This is a genomic window from Geodermatophilus sp. SYSU D00703, assembly GCF_054050155.1.
This window is the reverse complement of sequence record NZ_JBJGYU010000001.1, coordinates 412,005-427,177: the sequence shown is the minus strand read 5'-3', so window position 1 is coordinate 427,177 and position 15,173 is coordinate 412,005. Positions and strand designations below refer to the sequence as shown.

At 75.7% G+C, this 15,173-nt stretch carries 19 protein-coding genes; 14 read left to right on the top strand and 5 right to left on the bottom strand.

The features are described from left to right. Positions 1-193: 193 nt before the first annotated feature. From ACI782_RS02130 to ACI782_RS02110, 5 genes are all read left to right on the top strand, one after another. On the top strand, positions 194-415 hold the full coding sequence (locus tag ACI782_RS02130) for a hypothetical protein (RefSeq protein ID WP_456905592.1): 222 nt from the start codon (positions 194-196) through the stop codon (positions 413-415). Positions 416-883: 468 nt separating this feature from the next. Beyond that, positions 884-1,723, top strand: a complete 840-nt coding sequence (locus ACI782_RS02125; protein ID WP_456905590.1) for a competence protein CoiA family protein — start codon at positions 884-886, stop codon at positions 1,721-1,723. 245 nt (positions 1,724-1,968) lie between these two features. Next, complete coding sequence (gvpJ, locus tag ACI782_RS02120) at positions 1,969-2,325, top strand: gas vesicle protein GvpJ (protein WP_456905587.1); 357 nt, start codon at positions 1,969-1,971, stop codon at positions 2,323-2,325. A 99-nt stretch (positions 2,326-2,424) separates the two neighbouring features. Continuing rightward, positions 2,425-2,778, top strand: a complete 354-nt coding sequence (locus ACI782_RS02115; RefSeq protein WP_456905585.1) for a phage holin family protein — start codon at positions 2,425-2,427, stop codon at positions 2,776-2,778. A 93-nt stretch (positions 2,779-2,871) separates the two neighbouring features. Next, positions 2,872-3,099 (top strand): hypothetical protein, encoded by a 228-nt coding sequence (locus ACI782_RS02110; RefSeq protein ID WP_456905583.1) that lies wholly within the window; start codon positions 2,872-2,874, stop codon positions 3,097-3,099. Positions 3,100-3,109: 10 nt separating this feature from the next. On the opposite strand, the gene ychF is transcribed toward ACI782_RS02110, so the two are convergent. Then, positions 3,110-4,183 carry a redox-regulated ATPase YchF gene (gene ychF / locus ACI782_RS02105; protein WP_456905581.1) on the bottom strand — a complete coding sequence of 358 codons (1,074 nt, stop codon included), beginning with the start codon at positions 4,181-4,183 and terminating at the stop codon, positions 3,110-3,112. A gap of 622 nt (positions 4,184-4,805) precedes the next feature. Between ychF and ACI782_RS02100 the strand changes: the two genes are divergently transcribed. The 6 genes from ACI782_RS02100 (at position 4,806) to ACI782_RS02075 (ending at position 9,607) form a co-directional block, all read left to right on the top strand. Then, the gene (locus ACI782_RS02100; RefSeq protein WP_456905579.1) at positions 4,806-5,045 is read left to right on the top strand and encodes a hypothetical protein; all 240 of its coding nucleotides are present in this window, start codon (positions 4,806-4,808) and stop codon (positions 5,043-5,045) included. 9 nt (positions 5,046-5,054) lie between these two features. After that, entirely contained in the window at positions 5,055-5,357 is a 303-nt protein-coding gene (locus tag ACI782_RS02095) for a hypothetical protein (RefSeq protein WP_456905577.1), read from the top strand. Between the two features lie 81 nt (positions 5,358-5,438). Continuing rightward, entirely contained in the window at positions 5,439-6,932 is a 1,494-nt protein-coding gene (locus ACI782_RS02090) for an AlkA N-terminal domain-containing protein (RefSeq protein WP_456905575.1), read from the top strand. Then, entirely contained in the window at positions 6,929-7,477 is a 549-nt protein-coding gene (locus tag ACI782_RS02085; RefSeq protein ID WP_456905573.1) for a methylated-DNA--[protein]-cysteine S-methyltransferase, read from the top strand. The genes ACI782_RS02090 and ACI782_RS02085 overlap by 4 nt, the downstream gene beginning before the upstream one ends. A 56-nt stretch (positions 7,478-7,533) precedes the next feature. Then, positions 7,534-8,619, top strand: coding sequence for a DNA recombination protein RmuC (locus ACI782_RS02080; protein WP_456905570.1), 1,086 nt, complete (start codon positions 7,534-7,536; stop codon positions 8,617-8,619). Positions 8,620-8,848: 229 nt separating this feature from the next. Beyond that, positions 8,849-9,607: a DUF6542 domain-containing protein gene (locus ACI782_RS02075; protein WP_456905568.1), complete on the top strand. Its 759-nt coding sequence runs from the start codon at positions 8,849-8,851 to the stop codon at positions 9,605-9,607. A 9-nt stretch (positions 9,608-9,616) separates the two neighbouring features. Here ACI782_RS02075 and ACI782_RS02070 read toward each other — a convergent pair whose 3' ends face one another. Together ACI782_RS02070 and ACI782_RS02065 are read right to left on the bottom strand one after the other, a co-directional pair. Next, a complete protein-coding gene (locus ACI782_RS02070) occupies positions 9,617-10,078 on the bottom strand; it encodes a nuclear transport factor 2 family protein (protein ID WP_456905566.1) in 462 nt (153 codons plus the stop codon). Between the two features lie 77 nt (positions 10,079-10,155). Beyond that, on the bottom strand, positions 10,156-11,115 hold the full coding sequence (locus tag ACI782_RS02065; RefSeq protein ID WP_456905564.1) for a 4-hydroxy-3-methylbut-2-enyl diphosphate reductase: 960 nt from the start codon (positions 11,113-11,115) through the stop codon (positions 10,156-10,158). 132 nt (positions 11,116-11,247) lie between these two features. On the opposite strand from ACI782_RS02065, the gene ACI782_RS02060 reads away from it, so the two are divergent. The 3 genes from ACI782_RS02060 (at position 11,248) to ACI782_RS02050 (ending at position 14,049) form a co-directional block, all read left to right on the top strand. Then, complete coding sequence (locus ACI782_RS02060; RefSeq protein ID WP_456905562.1) at positions 11,248-12,444, top strand: lipid droplet-associated protein; 1,197 nt, start codon at positions 11,248-11,250, stop codon at positions 12,442-12,444. Between the two features lie 97 nt (positions 12,445-12,541). Further along, complete coding sequence (gene xseA, locus ACI782_RS02055; protein WP_456905560.1) at positions 12,542-13,762, top strand: exodeoxyribonuclease VII large subunit; 1,221 nt, start codon at positions 12,542-12,544, stop codon at positions 13,760-13,762. Positions 13,763-13,827: 65 nt separating this feature from the next. After that, complete coding sequence (locus tag ACI782_RS02050) at positions 13,828-14,049, top strand: exodeoxyribonuclease VII small subunit (protein WP_456905558.1); 222 nt, start codon at positions 13,828-13,830, stop codon at positions 14,047-14,049. A gap of 49 nt (positions 14,050-14,098) precedes the next feature. Here the strand turns inward: ACI782_RS02050 and ACI782_RS02045 are convergent, their stop codons facing one another. Both ACI782_RS02045 and ACI782_RS02040 read right to left on the bottom strand, forming a co-directional pair. Next, on the bottom strand, positions 14,099-14,335 hold the full coding sequence (locus ACI782_RS02045; RefSeq protein WP_456905556.1) for a hypothetical protein: 237 nt from the start codon (positions 14,333-14,335) through the stop codon (positions 14,099-14,101). Positions 14,336-14,495: 160 nt separating this feature from the next. After that, on the bottom strand, positions 14,496-15,098 hold the full coding sequence (locus ACI782_RS02040; RefSeq protein ID WP_456905554.1) for a DUF4245 domain-containing protein: 603 nt from the start codon (positions 15,096-15,098) through the stop codon (positions 14,496-14,498). Between the last annotated feature and the right edge of the window lie 75 nt (positions 15,099-15,173).

The following is a 15,173-nucleotide window of genomic DNA, read 5'->3' as shown; positions in this document are numbered from 1 at the left end:
GACGGCCCCGCGCTCTCGGGGCGTGCGTGCTCCCGGGGCGTCCGTACGCGATCCGGTTCCGTCGACAGACGGCGACGACGCGCCCGGGGGGCAACGACGCGCCCGACCGGTGTTGACGCCCGTCCCCGACGACCGGTTGGGTTCTGTAGATCGGGTGCCGTCGAGGAGCACCCCGAGCCGGGGGGAGCATTGCATGCCGGTGTGGGCGGTGCAGGTCGCTATCGGGGACGACGAGCGGGTGGAAGCAGAGGTGCTGGTCACCGAGGGCGGCGCGCTGGTCGCCCTGGAGGAGGACGGCCTCCTGGTGCGCGCGTGGGCCCCGGGCGAGTGGCGGACCGCTCGGCACGTGGACCCCGACCCGCTGGAGTCGGCCCGCGACCGGGACGGCGTCCTCGTGGGGCTGCCCCGCGCCTGACGTCGCAGCGTCCCGGGTGGACGGTGGTGTGCGCCGGCGGAGAACCCGACCCGCTCCGGCGCACACCACCGCCGTCAGCTTCCTGCGCCCTCCGCTCCCGGGGCGTCGGCCGGCGTGGACTTCTCCCGGTGGACCTGGCGAGGCGGCGTGCGGCGGCGCTCGAACGCCTTCACCCCCCGGGACCCGCCGGACGTGCACCTCGAGGACCTCGTCGTCCTCCGGTGTGTTGGCCGGCGAGTACTGGCTGCGCACGCCGGAGCCCGGGACGGACAGGCCGCCGCGGTGGCGTTCCCGCGGGAACGCCTGGACGCCACCGCAGGGCAGCTCCAGGACACGTCGCGCCGTTGGGCCGGCCTCGCACCGGGCGAGACGTGGGTCGTCGAGTGGCCGACCGTGCGGCGGGTCCGCACGCGCTGAGTTCTGTCGGACCCCGCGCCTACCGTGCGCCTCGGAGCCGAGGAGGGCGTGGTGTCGAGCGAACTCGCGTGGGCGGTGACGGACGGAGCGGCGGGCACGCACGCGGTCGTGCTGCCCGAGGGTCCTGCCGAGGCGCGGCGGCTGGTGCGGCACTACGGCGGCGGCTTCTGGTGTTCCCGCGCGGCCGGCGGCTGCGGCTCGCGGCTCGCCGTCTCCGCCCTCGGGGCCGGCCGGCCGTCGTTCCGCCATCCCCCTGAGACGTCGTGCGCCTTCGTCGACCGGGGGTCCCGCGCCGGTCGCGCGTACGAGCACCTCCGCTACCAGCACGCCCTGACGGCGTGGCTCACCGGGCAGGGGTACCGGCCGCGGGTGGAGCGGGTACTGGGCGCTGACGGCGGCGCCGACCTGCACGTCGGGGTGGAGGACCTGAGCCACGCGCTGGAGGTCCAGCTCTCCCCGCTGTCGGACCTCGCCTGGCGGTCCCGCGACGACCGGCTGCGCGCCGAGGTCCAGCAGGTCACCTGGCTCCACGGGCCCGGCGCCGAGACCACGGCGGCGACCGAGGCCGCCGTCCGCGGGGTGTCGCTCGCGGTCCGGCGTCAGGGCACGGGGCTGTCGGTCGGCGTCCGGGACGTCGACGACCGGACGCGCTGGGTGCTGCTGGGCGCCTGCCGGCTGACCGCGGACGGCTTCTCCGCGCCGGGCACGGACGAGGCCCGGGAGCTGCACGCCCGCCGGACCGCCGAACGGCGGGAGACAGCTCAGCGGGTGGCCCGGCAGGCGGCGCGGCGCGCGTCGACCGGGTCGCGCGCACTCCCCGGGCACGGGAGACGGTCCCCCGCGGAGGAGCCGTGGAACTCGCTGCTGACCCCGCTCCCCTTCCCGGGATAGGCCACAGCGGCCACCGGGACCGCTCGCTGGGCTGCCGACCGCGTCTGCGCCCCACGGCCGGGCACGGCCTCGGTCGCAGGGACCGTCCTCCCCATCCCGAGCGAGCACGCCGACCGGCTCGGCCGGACGCTGTGGCGCTCGCCTTCCACGGCGTCCGTCGGGCGGACCGGAGCGCGACGCCTCATCGTTGTGTCATCCGCCATCGGCGGTCAGCCGGAAGAGACACGGCACACCCGGGGGAGCCCATGACCACGTCGGCCGTCAACCGTGCTCCACGACCCAGCAGCCTCGCCGACGTCCTCGACGTGGTGCTCGACAAGGGCATCGTGATCGATGCCTACGTCCGGGTGGCCGCGCTCGGCATCGAGCTGCTGACCATCGACGCCCGCATCGTGATCGCCAGCGTGGACACGTACCTGCGTTTCGCCGAGGCGGTCGACCGGTTGGACCTCCAACCGGAGCAGCCGAAGGGGCTGCCGGGACTGGCGACCGACGCCGTCGAGGGGGCGGCCAGGACCGTGGTCAAGCGGAAGCTCCGCCGTCCCGCCGAGCGGGTGCAGGAGTTCGTCGAGTCGATCACCGGCCGGGACGACGAGCGCTGACGAGGCGGCCGCCGGCGAACTCGTAGCTGTTCGCGGCGGACAGCGGCATCCTGGACGCGATCCGACGTGCCGTGATCCTCCGAGACCGAGGAGCCACCCATGACGGCCGGCATCCCAGGCGTCCCCAGCGGCGACCTGCTGCAGCCCCTCACCGGAGAACTCTCCCGGCTCGTCCACGGCGAGTTCCAGCGGTTACGGGAGGAGTTCCTCGGCCCGGCGCGCCGGGGCCGCACGGGCGCGCGCATGCTCGGTGGCTCGGTCGTCCTCGGCTCGATGGCCGCCGGCGGCACCACGGCTCTGCTGATCAGGTTGCTGGACCGGCGCCTGCCGCCGACCGCGTCGGCCGCCGTGGTGGCGGCGGCACTCGGGGCCGGCGCCTCGGCACTGGCGGCCGCCGGGCGCGCGCAGATGCGTCAGGCGTGGCAGCCGACGGCCCCGGGGACGGCGTCCTGACGGTGGGGTGCTCGGGTCGAGATCGAGCGTGGGCCCGGCCAGCAACTGCCGTCGAGGGGAGCACCTGACCAGATCAGGAGCATCCTCAACGGCATGGCCGTCCTCCGTTGGCTCTTCGGCACCGTGGGCGTCGTCCTCGGGATCGTCCTGCTGGTCCTCGGCCTCGTCCTGTCTCCGGTCCTGCTCCTGCTGGCTCCGATCCCGCTGGCGATCTACCTCGGCTGGAAGTCCTGGTCCCTCCGACGGAAGGCGGCCCGCGGTATCAAACGGCAGCGCAAGAGGGTGCGCAAGGTCAAGAAGCGCGTGAGGAAGAAGCTCTGACCGCCCTCGGTCAGACGTTGAAGCGGAACTCCACGACGTCGCCGTCCTGCATGACGTAGTCCTTGCCCTCCATGCGCACCCAGCCGCGCGCGCGGGCCTCCTGCATGGAGCCGGCCTCGACCAGCTGGTCGTAGGACACGATCTCGGCCTTGATGAAGCCGCGCTGGAAGTCGGTGTGGATGACACCGGCCGCCTGCGGGGCGGTCGCGCCGACCGGGATGGTCCAGGCGCGGGCCTCCTTCGGGCCGGCGGTCAGGTAGGTCTGCAGGCCGAGGGTGGCGAAACCGACGCGGGCCAGCTGGTGCAGGCCGGGCTCCTCCTGGCCGATGCCCGCGAGCAGCTCGGCGGCCTCCTCCTCGGGCAGCTCGGCGAGCTCGGCCTCGATCTTGGCGTCCATGAGGATCGCCTCGGCCGGCGCGACCATGGCCCGCAGCGAGGAGATCAGCTCCTCGTTGGCCAGCTCCTCCTCGTCCACGTTGAACACGTAGAGGAACGGCTTGGTGGTCAGCAGGGTCAGCTCGCGCAGCGGCTCGGGGTCGACGCCGGCGGCGAAGAGGGTCCGGCCCTCGTTCAGCACCTCCTGCGCGGCGCGGGCGGCGTCCAGCAGCGCGGCGCGCTCCCTGTCCTTCTTCGCCTCCTTCTCCAGCCGCGGGATCGCCTTCTCCAGCGTCTGCATGTCGGCGAGGACCAGCTCGGTGTTGATCGTCTCGATGTCGTCCGCCGGGCTGACCTTGCCCTCGACGTGGACGACGTCCGGGTCGCTGAACACCCGGATCACCTGGCAGATCGCGTCGCTCTCGCGGATGTTGGCCAGGAACTTGTTGCCCAGCCCCTGGCCCTCGCTGGCGCCGCGCACGATGCCGGCGATGTCGACGAACGACACCGTCGCCGGGATGACCTTCTGCGAGGAGAAGAGCTCCGCCAGCTGCCCCAGGCGCGGGTCCGGGACCCCGACCACACCGACGTTGGGCTCGATGGTGGCGAACGGGTAGTTCGCGGCCAGGACGTCGTTCTTGGTCAACGCGTTGAACAGCGTCGACTTGCCGACGTTGGGCAGCCCGACGATGCCGATGGTGAGACTCACGGGAGTCCAGGGTACGGCCCCGCTCCCCCGCCCATCCGGGGCTGACGGCCGTCCCGCCGCTCCCGGCCTCAGCCGGCCGGGACGACGGACTCGACGAGCTGCGCGCGGGCGACCACCTGGCCCGCGACGGTCGCGGTCGCGGTGACGAAGGCCAGCCGGCGTCCCCGACGGTCAACTGGAGGGTGAGCAACCGGGTGACCGCGTGCTCGTCGGGGGTCAGGTACGGGATCAACGCCAGCTGACCGGCCAGCTCCAGGACCCCGGCCAGCACCGAGGCGGAGACGAACCCGCCGCCGTCGTCGCTCAGCCCACCCACCGTGAACGCGACCCCGGCCGGTGGCTGCCGCGGTTCGAGCAGGCTGACCCCGACCGCGGCGGCCAGCGGAACGGCCAACGCCAGGCGCGCGCGGTCGCCCACGTGCTCGACGAGCCCGGACGACACACGGCGATGGTGGCCCCTCGGGGTGAACGACGGACGTCCTCGGTATGACGACTGCGGGCAGTCACCGACCTCTCCCCCTTCCGGGAGAGAAGTGCTGGTCAGCACGGGGTCGCCCGGTTACGTTCCGTGTTCCGCACCGCGGGTCGGGGGGCTCGAGGGCGGTCACCGGGAGGACACGGCGTGCTGCGAGGGACGTGGGCGGCGCCGGCGGCGTGCGTCCTCGCGATCGGTGGCGCGACCAAGCTCCTCTGCGCGTTCTTCCTCCCCGAGACCCGACCCGTGACGCTCGTCGGCGGCGCAGGCCTGGTGGCCGGCGCCCTCGTCCTGCTCGCCCTCGCTCTGGGCCTCTCCGCCCGGTTGCGACGCAGGGGCCGGCCGGTGGCCGACCGCGGGCTGTCGGGTCGCGCCTTCCCGACCTAGCCTTCGCGGGTGGCCGACAACGCACTCCAGCAGCTGGTCCAGCGACGCCTGCTGGAGATCGGCGGGACCGTCGAGGAGGCCTCGCGCCGGTCGAGCTGGGCCATCGCCCCGCAGACCATCGCGCACATCGCGCACGGCCGGCACTCCGGGCTCATCAGCGAACGCCTCGCGGGAGCGCTGGCCCGCGCCCTCGACGTGCCCGAGAACCGGGTCCGCCGGGCGGCGGGGTTGCCGCTCGTCGAGGACCCGCGCGCCGACATCCGCACCGGTCCGCACCTGCGTGTCGTGGGGGACGACGGCCGGCTCCGGTAGCCCCACGGCGGGCTCCGATAGCCCCACGGCTGCGTCCGAAAACCGCCAGTTCTCGACGCCCCGCAGTGCCATGCTCGCTGCATGACACCGCCGCTGGACCCGGAGCGCTGCTACCGCGCGGTCGCCAGCCGGGACGCCCGCTTCGACGGCTGGTTCTTCACCGCCGTCGCGACCACCGGCATCTACTGCCGCCCCTCGTGCCCGGCCCGCACCCCGCTGGCCCGCAACGTCAGCTTCTTCTCCACGGCGGCCGCCGCCCAGGGCGCCGGCTACCGGGCCTGCCGCCGGTGCCGCCCCGACGCGGTCCCCGGCTCTCCGGAGTGGGACGTCCGCGCCGACGTCGTCGCCCGTGCCATGCGGCTCGTCGCGGACGGCGAGGTCGAGCGCTCCGGCGTCCCGGGGCTGGCCGCGCGGCTGGGCTACTCCGAGCGCCAGCTGCACCGGCTGCTGGTCGGCGAGCTCGGCGTCGGACCGCTCGCCCTCGCCCGGGCCCAGCGGGCCCAGACCGCCCGGCTGCTCGTCGAGACCACCGACCTACCCATCGCCGACGTCGCCTTCGCCGCGGGCTTCGCCAGCATCCGGCAGTTCAACGACACCGTCCGCGAGGTCTTCGCCGCCACCCCCACCCAGCTGCGCCGCAGCGCGCCCGGCCGGAACGGGGCGGCGCCCGGCGAGCTGACCCTGCGGCTGGCCGCCCGCGCCCCGTACGACGCCGCGGAGGTGCTGCTCTTCCTCGGCGCGCACGCCGTCCCCGGGCTGGAGGAGTGGGACGGGACGACGTTCTCCCGCGTGCTCGACCTGCCGCACGGCCCGGCCGTCGTCCGGCTCTCCCCCGCGGCCGACGGCGGCCCGGCGATCACCGCGCGGCTGCGACTCACGGCGCTGCGCGACCTCGGGGTCGCCGTCGCCCGCTGCCGCCGGCTGCTCGACCTGGACGCCGACCCGGCCGCGGTCGACGACGTGCTCGCCGCCGACCCGGCCCTGGCCGGGCTCGTCGCCTCCGCACCCGGCCGCCGGGTGCCCGCCTCCCCCGACGCGGCCGAGCTCGCCGTCCGGGCGGTGCTCGGCCAACAGGTCTCGGTGGCCGGCGCCCGCACGCTCACCGCCCGGCTGCTCACCGCCGCCGGCACGCCGCTGCCCGAGCCGGTCGGCACGCTGACCCACGCCTTCCCCCGCCCGGCCGCTCTCGTCGAGGCCGACCTCACCGCGGTCGGGCTGACCGGGGCGCGGTGCCGCACGGTCGCCGCGCTCGCCGCCGCCCTGGACAGCGGAGCCGTCGCCCTCGACGCCGGCGCCGACCGCGAGGAGGCCGTCGCCGCGCTGCGGACCGTCCCCGGGATCGGCCTGTGGACGGCGGCCCTCGTCGCGCTCCGCGGCCTCGCCGACCCCGACGTGTGGTTGCCCGGTGACCTGGCGTTGCGGCGCTCGCTGGTGGAGCTGGGCAGCTCCGACTCCGACGCCGCCACCCGCTGGCGCCCGTGGCGTTCGTACGCGGTCATGCACCTGTGGGCACTGGCCGTCCCCGACCTGTTCCGACGCCACCCGCCGTCCCTCCCCGATCGGAGCGCCTCATGACTCCCCCCACCGCCCGGTTCGCCACGGCGGAGACACCTCCCGGGCCCTTCACCGTGGTCGTCACCGCCGACCCGCACGTCCCCGAGGCCGTCCTCGCCGCCGGCTGGACCGACGACGTCTCCGACCTGCTCCCGCTGGTGCACCGCGCGCTGCGCCCGACCTGGGTCGAACGGGCCGACCGGCTGCCGGCCCTGGACGCCGTCGAGGCGTTCGTCGCCGGCGACGTCCGGGCCATCGACGAGGTGCCGGTGCGGCAGCGCTCCGGTCCCTTCCTCGAGGACGCGTGGGAGGTGCTGCGCACCGTGCCCCCGGGCGAGCCGGACACCTACGCGGAGTTCGCCGCGCGCTGCGGCCGCCCCTCCGCGGTGCGCGCGGCGGCCAACGCGTGCGCGCGCAACGCCGCCGCCCTGTTCGTGCCGTGCCACCGCGTCCTGGGTTCCGACGGCGGGCTGGGCGGCTTCCGCTGGGGGACGCCGGTGAAGCGCTGGCTCCTCGACCACGAGGCGGCGTCGGTCGCCCGGCCCGACCTGACCCTGGTGGTCTGACCGCTCCCGCCCGGCCTCCACGGAACTGTCGGACCCGTCCTGCACCCTCGTCCCTCGTGGACGCCGCCTCGCTGCTCACCGGACTCCTCGTCGGCGCGCTGCTCGGCGCCGCCGTCGCGCTCGGCGTCGTCGCCCTGGTGTCCCGGCGGCGGGCACCCGACGACGCCCTGGACCCGGTGCACGAGTCCCTGGACCACCTGCACCGGCTGCTGGCCGGCATGGAGCGGGCCCGGGCCACGGCGCACGGGGAGCTGCGCGAGCAGATGGGCACCGTCGGGCAGGTCTCGACGCTGCTGCGGCAGGAGACGGCGGCGCTGGTCACCGCGCTGCGCACCCCGCACGTGCGCGGCCGCTGGGGCGAGGTGCAGCTGCGCCGGGTCGTCGAGGTGGCCGGGCTGCTCGAGCACTGCGACTTCGTCGAACAGCCCAGCAGCACCAACGACGCCGGGGCCGGGGTGCGCCCCGACCTGGTGGTGACGCTGGCCGACGGCCGGCAGGTCGTCGTGGACGCGAAGGTGCCGTTCACCGGGTACATCGAGGCGGTCCAGGCCGAGGACGTCGCGGTCCGCGCGGAGCGGGTCGCCGCGCACGCCCGCCAGCTGCGCACCCACGTCGACGCGCTCGCCGCCCGCCGCTACCCGACCGCGTTCCGGCCCGCGGCCCCGTTCACCGTGCTGTTCGTCCCCTCCGACGGGTTCCTGACCACCGCGCTGGAGGCCGAGCCCGGCCTGCTCGAGTACGGCTTCGCCCGGGACGTCGTCCTGGCCACGCCGAGCACCCTGCTGGCGCTGCTGCGCACGGTGGCCTACTCCTGGCGCCAGGAGCGGCTGGCCCGGGACGCCGACCAGGTGCTGGAGGTCGGCCGCCGCCTGCACGCCCGGCTGGGCACGCTCTCGGGGCACCTCACCCGGCTGGGCTCGGCACTGAGCTCCACGGTGAGCCGGTTCAACGACGCGGTGGGCTCCTACGAGAGCTCGGTCCTGGTCGCCGCCCGCCGCTTCGACGACCTCGGCGTGGCCGAGACGCCGGTGCCGAGCCCCCCGCCGCTGGAGGCGACGGTGCGGACCCTCCGGCCGACCGAGCTGCCGCTGCCCGGCGAGTGTGCGGCCGACGTCTCAGATCGCGACGGCACCACGGGCTGACCCGTCAGCTTTTCGCAACCTGGGGCACACCAGCCGTCGCCGCAGTACCGTTTCGTCACAGAGGCCCCCTCCGCCACGGGGTGTCCTCACTGGCGGTGGTCGACATTGGCACTTCTGCACAGCGCTCCGTCGCAGCGTCCTCCCCGCACCGACCCTCCACCGTCGTTACCGTTGCCCGTGACAGCGGCCCCCTCGACGGAGGCCCGGGACGAGGGACGGGAGGTGCGCCATGGCGGCGAGCACGGCCGACACCTGGCGGGAGTCCGGGGTCCGCGCCGAACGGCGCGCCCCTGCTCGGGCCCCCCGGCCCGAGGCCGGTGAGCACGTGGCGCGCGTCCCCCGGCCGCCGGTCCCGCCCCTGCCGCCGCTCCCGTCGCGGGGCGGCGCCCCCCGGCCGGTGCGCTCGACCGACATCCCGCCGCTGCCCGAGCACCTCGCCCGCGCGGGCCGCGGCCAGCCCGACCAGGAGCCGCCCATGGCCGCCCGGAGCTCCGCCGTCCGCGCGTCCGAGCACGGCCGGCACGAGCGCCGGCCGGTGGAGCGCACCCGTCGTCCCGCCGAGCGCGAGGACGTCGAGGCGCGGCGCCCCGTCCGCCCGGCCGAGCCGCGCGCGGCGGGCCGGGAGGCCAGCCGGCCCGAGAGCGGTCGGCTGCGCGGCGCCGTCGCCGTCCTCGTCGTCTTCCTGGCCACGCTGGCGGTGGCCTGCCTCGAGTCCCTCGTCGGTTCCGGGCTCGGCCTGATCACCCTCGTCGCGCTGGCCGCCGCCACCGCGGTCGCCGCCCTGCTGGTGCGCCGGCGTGACCTCCTGTCGGTGGTCGTCGCCCCGCCACTGCTCTACGTCGTCGCGGCGTCGATCACCACCGCGCTGTTCGGGACGTTCAACCTCGCCGGCGTGGCCACCCTGCTGATCCGCGGCTTCCCGGCGATGGCGGTCGGCACCGGGGCCGGTCTGGTCGTCGCGCTGATCCGCTGGGCCGCCCGCCACTGACGCCCGGGGTCACTGCCCCGGCGTCTCGCCGCGGTCCACGGCGATGTGCTTGGCCGTGTCGGCGTAGTGCCGGAAGCGGGTCACCCGGCCGGTGCCGTCGAACGTCCACAGGTGCAGTTCCTCGTCGTCCAGGCGCGCACCGTTCGGCAGGTCGAACGACCCGCTGACCTCCGCGACGACCTGGCGGCCGTCGCCGATGATGTCCAGCACCTCGAACCGCCGCAGCGTCCAGCCGCCGACGATCTCGAAGAACGCCACCACCTCCGCCGGCCCGCGCCGCGGCGTCATGTGCTCCACCCCGGCCCGCTGGGCCGTGTTGTCCGCCCACTCCTCCCAGCGGACGTCGTCGGCCAGGGCGGCCAGGATCGCCGGGACGTCGCCCCGCCCGAAGGCGGCGTAGATGCCGGCGACCGTGGCGGCGTTGCCGGGCCCCGTCGTCTCGACGGACCGGACGGTCGGGCTGCCGCTCATGACGCACTCCGGACGTGCCGACGCACGCCGCAGCCTGGCGTCGAGCCGCTGCTGCAGCCAGGGACCTCCGGCCCTCGTCAGTCCCGCTCGGACCGGCGGGGACGCAGCTCGTGGGGCAGGGCGAACACCAGGCGCTCCTCGGCGGCCTTCACCGTCTCGACGTCCGGGTAGCCGCGCTCGGCGAGCCAGTCGAGCACCTCGCTGACCAACACCTCGGGCACCGACGCGCCGCTGGTGACCCCGACGGTGGCCACGCCGTCCAGCCAGGCGGGGTCGACCTCGGCGGCGAAGTCGACCAGGTGCGCCGCGCGGGCCCCGGCCTCCAGCGCGACCTCCACCAGCCGCACCGAGTTCGACGAGTTGGTGGAGCCGACCACGATCACCAGGTCGCAGGAGGGCGCCATCTGCTTGACCGCCTGCTGGCGGTTCTGGGTGGCGTAGCAGATGTCGTCGCTCGGCGGGGACTGCAGCGTCGGGAACCGCTCCCGCAGCCGGTCGACGGTGGTCAGCGTCTCGTCGACCGACAGCGTGGTCTGCGACAGCCACACGACCTTCTCCGGGTCCCGCACCTGCACGCCCGCGACGTCGTCAGGGCCGTCGACGAGCTGGATGTGCTCGGGCGCCTCACCGGAGGTGCCCTCGACCTCCTCGTGGCCGCGGTGGCCGATCAGCAGGATGTCGTAGTCGTCCTTGGCGAACCGCTTCGCCTCGGAGTGCACCTTGGTCACCAGCGGGCAGGTCGCGTCGATGGTCCGAAGCTGCCGCGCGGCGGCCTCGGCGTGGACGGCCGGGGAGACGCCGTGCGCGCTGAAGACGACGACCGCGCCCTCGGGCACCTCGTCGGTCTCGTCGACGAAGACCGCGCCCCGGCGCTCGAGGGTGGCCACCACGTGCTTGTTGTGGACGATCTGCTTGCGGACGTAGACCGGCGCCCCGTGGATCTCCAGGGCCCGCTCGACCGCGACCACCGCCCGGTCCACGCCGGCGCAGTAGCCCCGGGGATCGGCCAGCAGGACGCGTCCGCGCTGATCAGCCATGGCCCCATGGTATGTGGGCGGCGGACCCCGCCCTGGCCGCGCGAGGAGACCCCCGCCACTCCCTGCGCCCGTCCGGGTGGCGTCGGTCGAAGCGAGGCTGCCATCCGCCCGAGGCTGGGGCAGGCTTGGTGCATGTCGCGTGAGATCCCCCAGGCCATCCGAGCCGCCGCCGGCCTGGCCGCCACCGTCCTCGACGAGGCCCGTCGGCTGCCGCAGACGCTGCCGGCCCTGCCGGTCCGCGTGATCGGTCTGGCCATGCAGGCCACCATGAAGCTGCAGCAGCACTACGCCGGCCTGGTCGCCCGCGGCGACGAACTGTTCACGGGGATGCGCGGGGAGGCCGAGCCGGGCCTGGCCACCTTCGACGAGGACCTCCCGCCGGCCCCGTCGGGCAACGGCGTCCGGACGTCGGCCTTCGACCGCGCGGCCGAGACCGTGCCCGACGAGGAGCTCGCCGAGGAGGTCGCCCACCTCATCGACGACGAGGTCTCCGGCCTGCCGCCCGAGCCGGCGCCCGAGGAGGTGGTCGAGGCGCTGCAGGACATCACCGACGAGGTCGAGGCCGCGCAGCTCGACCTCGGCGAGCCCGGGCTGACCACGGAGGACGCGCTCGAGACGGCGCTGCTCGAGGCCGACGGCGCCCCGGACAGCGCGCTCGTCGACGGCGGCACGGCCGAGGGGTCGGTCGACACCGACCTCATCGCGGAGAGCCCCGCGCCCGCGCCGGCGCCGATCACCGAGGAGTCCCCGTCGGCCGCACCCGCCGTCGAGACGGCCGACGTCGCCACCGACGTCGACGTCATCACGCCGGACGGCGAGGTGGCCACGGTCGAGGCGACCGTCACCGACGAGGGCGTCGCCGCTCCGGAGGCCGCCGAGGAGCCCGAGGCGCCGGCCGACGCCACCGAGCAGGTGCTGGCCACCGACCAGAGCGGCGCCGCGGCCGGCGAGGGCGGCACCGCCACGGCCATCGACGAGGGCGGCCCCACGGTCGCCACGGCCACCGACGAGGGCGGCACCACGGTCGCCGCGGCAACCGGCCACCGCACCGACGTCGAGGAGACGACGCCCGCCGAGGTCGAGGAGGCCGGGGACACCGCCGGTGCCGCGGCCGCCGGTGCCGCCCCGGTCGAGGGGTACGACAACTTCACGATCACCCAGCTGCGCGGCCGGCTCCGCGGGTACCAGCTGGCCACCGTGCAGGACCTGGTCGCCTACGAGGAGGCCACCCGCGGCCGCGAGCCGTACCTGCGGATGCTGCGCAACCGGCTGGAGAAGCTCGAGCGGCAGGCGGTGGAGTCCAGCCCGCTGGCCCCGCGCGGCATGTGACGGGAAGGACCCCGTCCTCCTCACCGGTCGCAGGCTCGCGGCGAGCCTCTGGACGGGGCCACACGGGACGTCGGTACTGCCTGGCACGCTCGAGGGCATGACCGCGCCGTCGTCCCCCGAAGCCCCCTGGCCGGTCCGCACGGTGGCCCGCAAGGTCGCCGAGTGGATCGGCCGGCTCGGGGAGGTGTGGGTCGAGGGGCAGATCGCCCAGCTGTCCCGGCGCGGCGCGGCGACGGTCTTCCTCACCCTGCGCGACCCGGCCGCGGACCTGTCGGTGCCGGTCACCTGCGCGCGGGACGTCGCCGACCGCCCGGGTCTGGAGCTGACCGAGGGCGCCCGGGTGATCGTGCGGGCCCGTCCGGACTACTACGTCGCCCGCGGTTCGTTCTCCCTCCGCGCCACCGAGATCCGCGCCGTCGGCCTCGGTGAGCTGCTCGCCCGCATCGAGCGGATCCGCCGCCTGCTCGCCGCCGAGGGCCTGTTCGACACCGCCCGCAAGAAGCCGCTGCCCTTCGCCCCCGCGGTCGTCGGGGTGGTCACCGGCCGGGACAGCGCCGCCGAGCGGGACGTGCTGGTCACCGCGCGGCGCCGGTGGCCCGCGATCCGCTTCGCCGTCCACCACAGCCTGGTGCAGGGGCCCAGCGCTGCCGCGTCGGTCATCGACGGACTGCGCCGGCTGGACGCCGACCCGGCGGTGGAGGTGATCGTCATCGCCCGCGGCGGCGGCTCGGTGGAGGACCTGCTGCCCTTCTCCGACGAGGGCCTGGTGCGGGCGATCGCCGCCTGCCGCACCCCCGTGGTGACCGCCGTCGGCCACGAGACCGACACCACCCTGGTCGACCACGCCGCCGACGTCCGGGCCGCGACCCCCACCGACGCCGCGCACCGGGTGGTCCCCGAGATCGGCGAGCAGCGGCGGCTGGTCGACGGGCTGCGCGCCCGGGCCCGGCACCTGCTGGCCACCCGGCTCGAGCAGCAGGAGCGGTGGCTGGAGAGCGTCCGCAGCCGCCCGGTGCTCGCCGCGCCCCAGCGGATGCTCGAGGGTCGGGCGGACGACGTCGCGCAGTTGCGCACCCGGGCGCGGCGCACGCTCACCCACCGGCTGGAGGGCGCCGAGCGCGACCTCGAGCACGCCCGCGCGCGGGTGGCGGCCCTCTCGCCGGCGGCGACCCTGCAGCGGGGCTACGCCGTCGTCCAGCGGGCCGACGGCTCGCTGGTCCGCGACCCCGCCGAGGTGGCCGACGACGAGCGGTTGTCGGTGCGCGTGGCGGGGGGCCGGCTGCCGGTCCGGGTCGACAGGGAGGATGGGCAACCGTGAGCGGACAGGAGCGCGAGCATCGCAGCGAGGAGCGGAGCGCTCCGCGGGGAGGCACCGAGGATCCCGTGACGGAGCCCTCGAACGAGCCGACGACGACCTACGAGCAGGCCCGCGAGGAGCTCGCCGACGTGGTGCGACGGCTGGAGGCCGGCGGCCTGACGCTCGAGGAGTCGCTGACCCTGTGGGAGCGCGGCGAGCAGCTGGCCGAGCTGTGCCGGCACTGGCTCGACCGCGCCCGTGAGCGGCTGACGGCGGCGGCCCCGGCCGAGAGCGCCGACCGGGGCTGAGCGATCCGGGGCGCCGGCTCCGCCCACCCGGTGCGCCTGCTCGATCGGGCTACCGCGCGACGGCCGCCCGGGCGAGCGTCAGGCGGGCGGCTGCCATGGCGGCCGTCAACCGGTCGGCCACCTGACCGGGGTCGACGGAGCCGTCGAGGGAGGCCGCGAGCAGGTCCCGCAGGGACACCTCCGGCTCCGCCCGGACGGCGGGGATCCGGGTGATCATCCCGCAGGCGCAGGACCCCCCGGTCGTCGGCGGCCAGTGCTTGCCACCGCTGCACGCGCGTCCGCTCATCGTCGTCGCTCCTCGCAGGCCGGAGCCGGCCACCGCACCGTGACCGGCCAGGGCGCAAGGGTCCCCCGCGCCGGGACCGCGCGCCTCCCGAACCGCCGCTCCCACGCCGAACGGACACCGGGTCGTGATCTCCGTCACCGCACCGCAACGTGCGGACGGTTCACCCCGACGCCGGCTGCACGGACGCCGCGACCTCCTCCAGCTCGTCGTCCTGCGCCGAGCCGGTGACCAGCACAGTGACCCCGCCGTCCGCGCGCCACAGGGCGGTCTCGCCGCGCTGGGTGGTGGAGCGGGTCCACGCCTGCCCGCCGAGGTCCACGGTCCCCGCGTCCTCGGCGCCGTCCAGCACGCGGGTGACCGGCTCGGCGCGGGCGTCGTCGCTCACGACGAAGCCGGCGTACTCCTCGCCCGGCGTCAGGTAGCCGATCTCGACGGTGACCGGGTCGCCCGCCTCGGCTCCGCCGGCGTCGGTGCGCGCGCTGGTCGGCCGGTACCCGTCCGGCAGTCCGGTGGGGGCCACCAGCGGGTAGGCGGCGCGTTCGGCGGCCAGCCGTACGGTGGTGCTCGGGTCGACCACGAGGGTCCGCTCCTCGCCCGACTGCCGGAAGGTCACCCAGCCGACGATGAGCAGGCAGATCACGACCAGCGGCGCCAGCGACCGGACCATGTTGGCCGCGCTCAGCCGGTTGGCCCGCTCGATCGCGGGGGACGGCGCAGGGCGGTCTTCCGTGGAGCGCTCGCTCGTCGGGCCGGGTCCGGTCACCCCCCTAGGATGACAGGACTGCTCCCCCAACCCGCCGCCCAGCGTCCGTGCGGCCCCGCCGTCCCCGCGCCTGGC

What these genes read in the sequence shown, in the direction of transcription:
- ACI782_RS02065 (WP_456905564.1), bottom strand. Translation starts at nt 11,115, where the DNA reads ATGGCTGATCAGCGCGGACGCGTCCTGCTGGCCGATCCCCGGGGCTAC.
- ACI782_RS02115 (WP_456905585.1), top strand. Translation starts at nt 2,425, where the DNA reads ATGACGGCCGGCATCCCAGGCGTCCCCAGCGGCGACCTGCTGCAGCCC.
- ACI782_RS02045 (WP_456905556.1), bottom strand. Translation starts at nt 14,335, where the DNA reads ATGAGCGGACGCGCGTGCAGCGGTGGCAAGCACTGGCCGCCGACGACC.
- ACI782_RS02110 (WP_456905583.1), top strand. Translation starts at nt 2,872, where the DNA reads ATGGCCGTCCTCCGTTGGCTCTTCGGCACCGTGGGCGTCGTCCTCGGG.
- ACI782_RS02085 (WP_456905573.1), top strand. Translation starts at nt 6,929, where the DNA reads ATGACTCCCCCCACCGCCCGGTTCGCCACGGCGGAGACACCTCCCGGG.
- ACI782_RS02070 (WP_456905566.1), bottom strand. Translation starts at nt 10,078, where the DNA reads ATGAGCGGCAGCCCGACCGTCCGGTCCGTCGAGACGACGGGGCCCGGC.
- ACI782_RS02130 (WP_456905592.1), top strand. Translation starts at nt 194, where the DNA reads ATGCCGGTGTGGGCGGTGCAGGTCGCTATCGGGGACGACGAGCGGGTG.
- gvpJ (WP_456905587.1), top strand. Translation starts at nt 1,969, where the DNA reads ATGACCACGTCGGCCGTCAACCGTGCTCCACGACCCAGCAGCCTCGCC.
- ACI782_RS02060 (WP_456905562.1), top strand. Translation starts at nt 11,248, where the DNA reads ATGTCGCGTGAGATCCCCCAGGCCATCCGAGCCGCCGCCGGCCTGGCC.
- ACI782_RS02090 (WP_456905575.1), top strand. Translation starts at nt 5,439, where the DNA reads ATGACACCGCCGCTGGACCCGGAGCGCTGCTACCGCGCGGTCGCCAGC.
- xseA (WP_456905560.1), top strand. Translation starts at nt 12,542, where the DNA reads ATGACCGCGCCGTCGTCCCCCGAAGCCCCCTGGCCGGTCCGCACGGTG.
- ACI782_RS02075 (WP_456905568.1), top strand. Translation starts at nt 8,849, where the DNA reads ATGGCGGCGAGCACGGCCGACACCTGGCGGGAGTCCGGGGTCCGCGCC.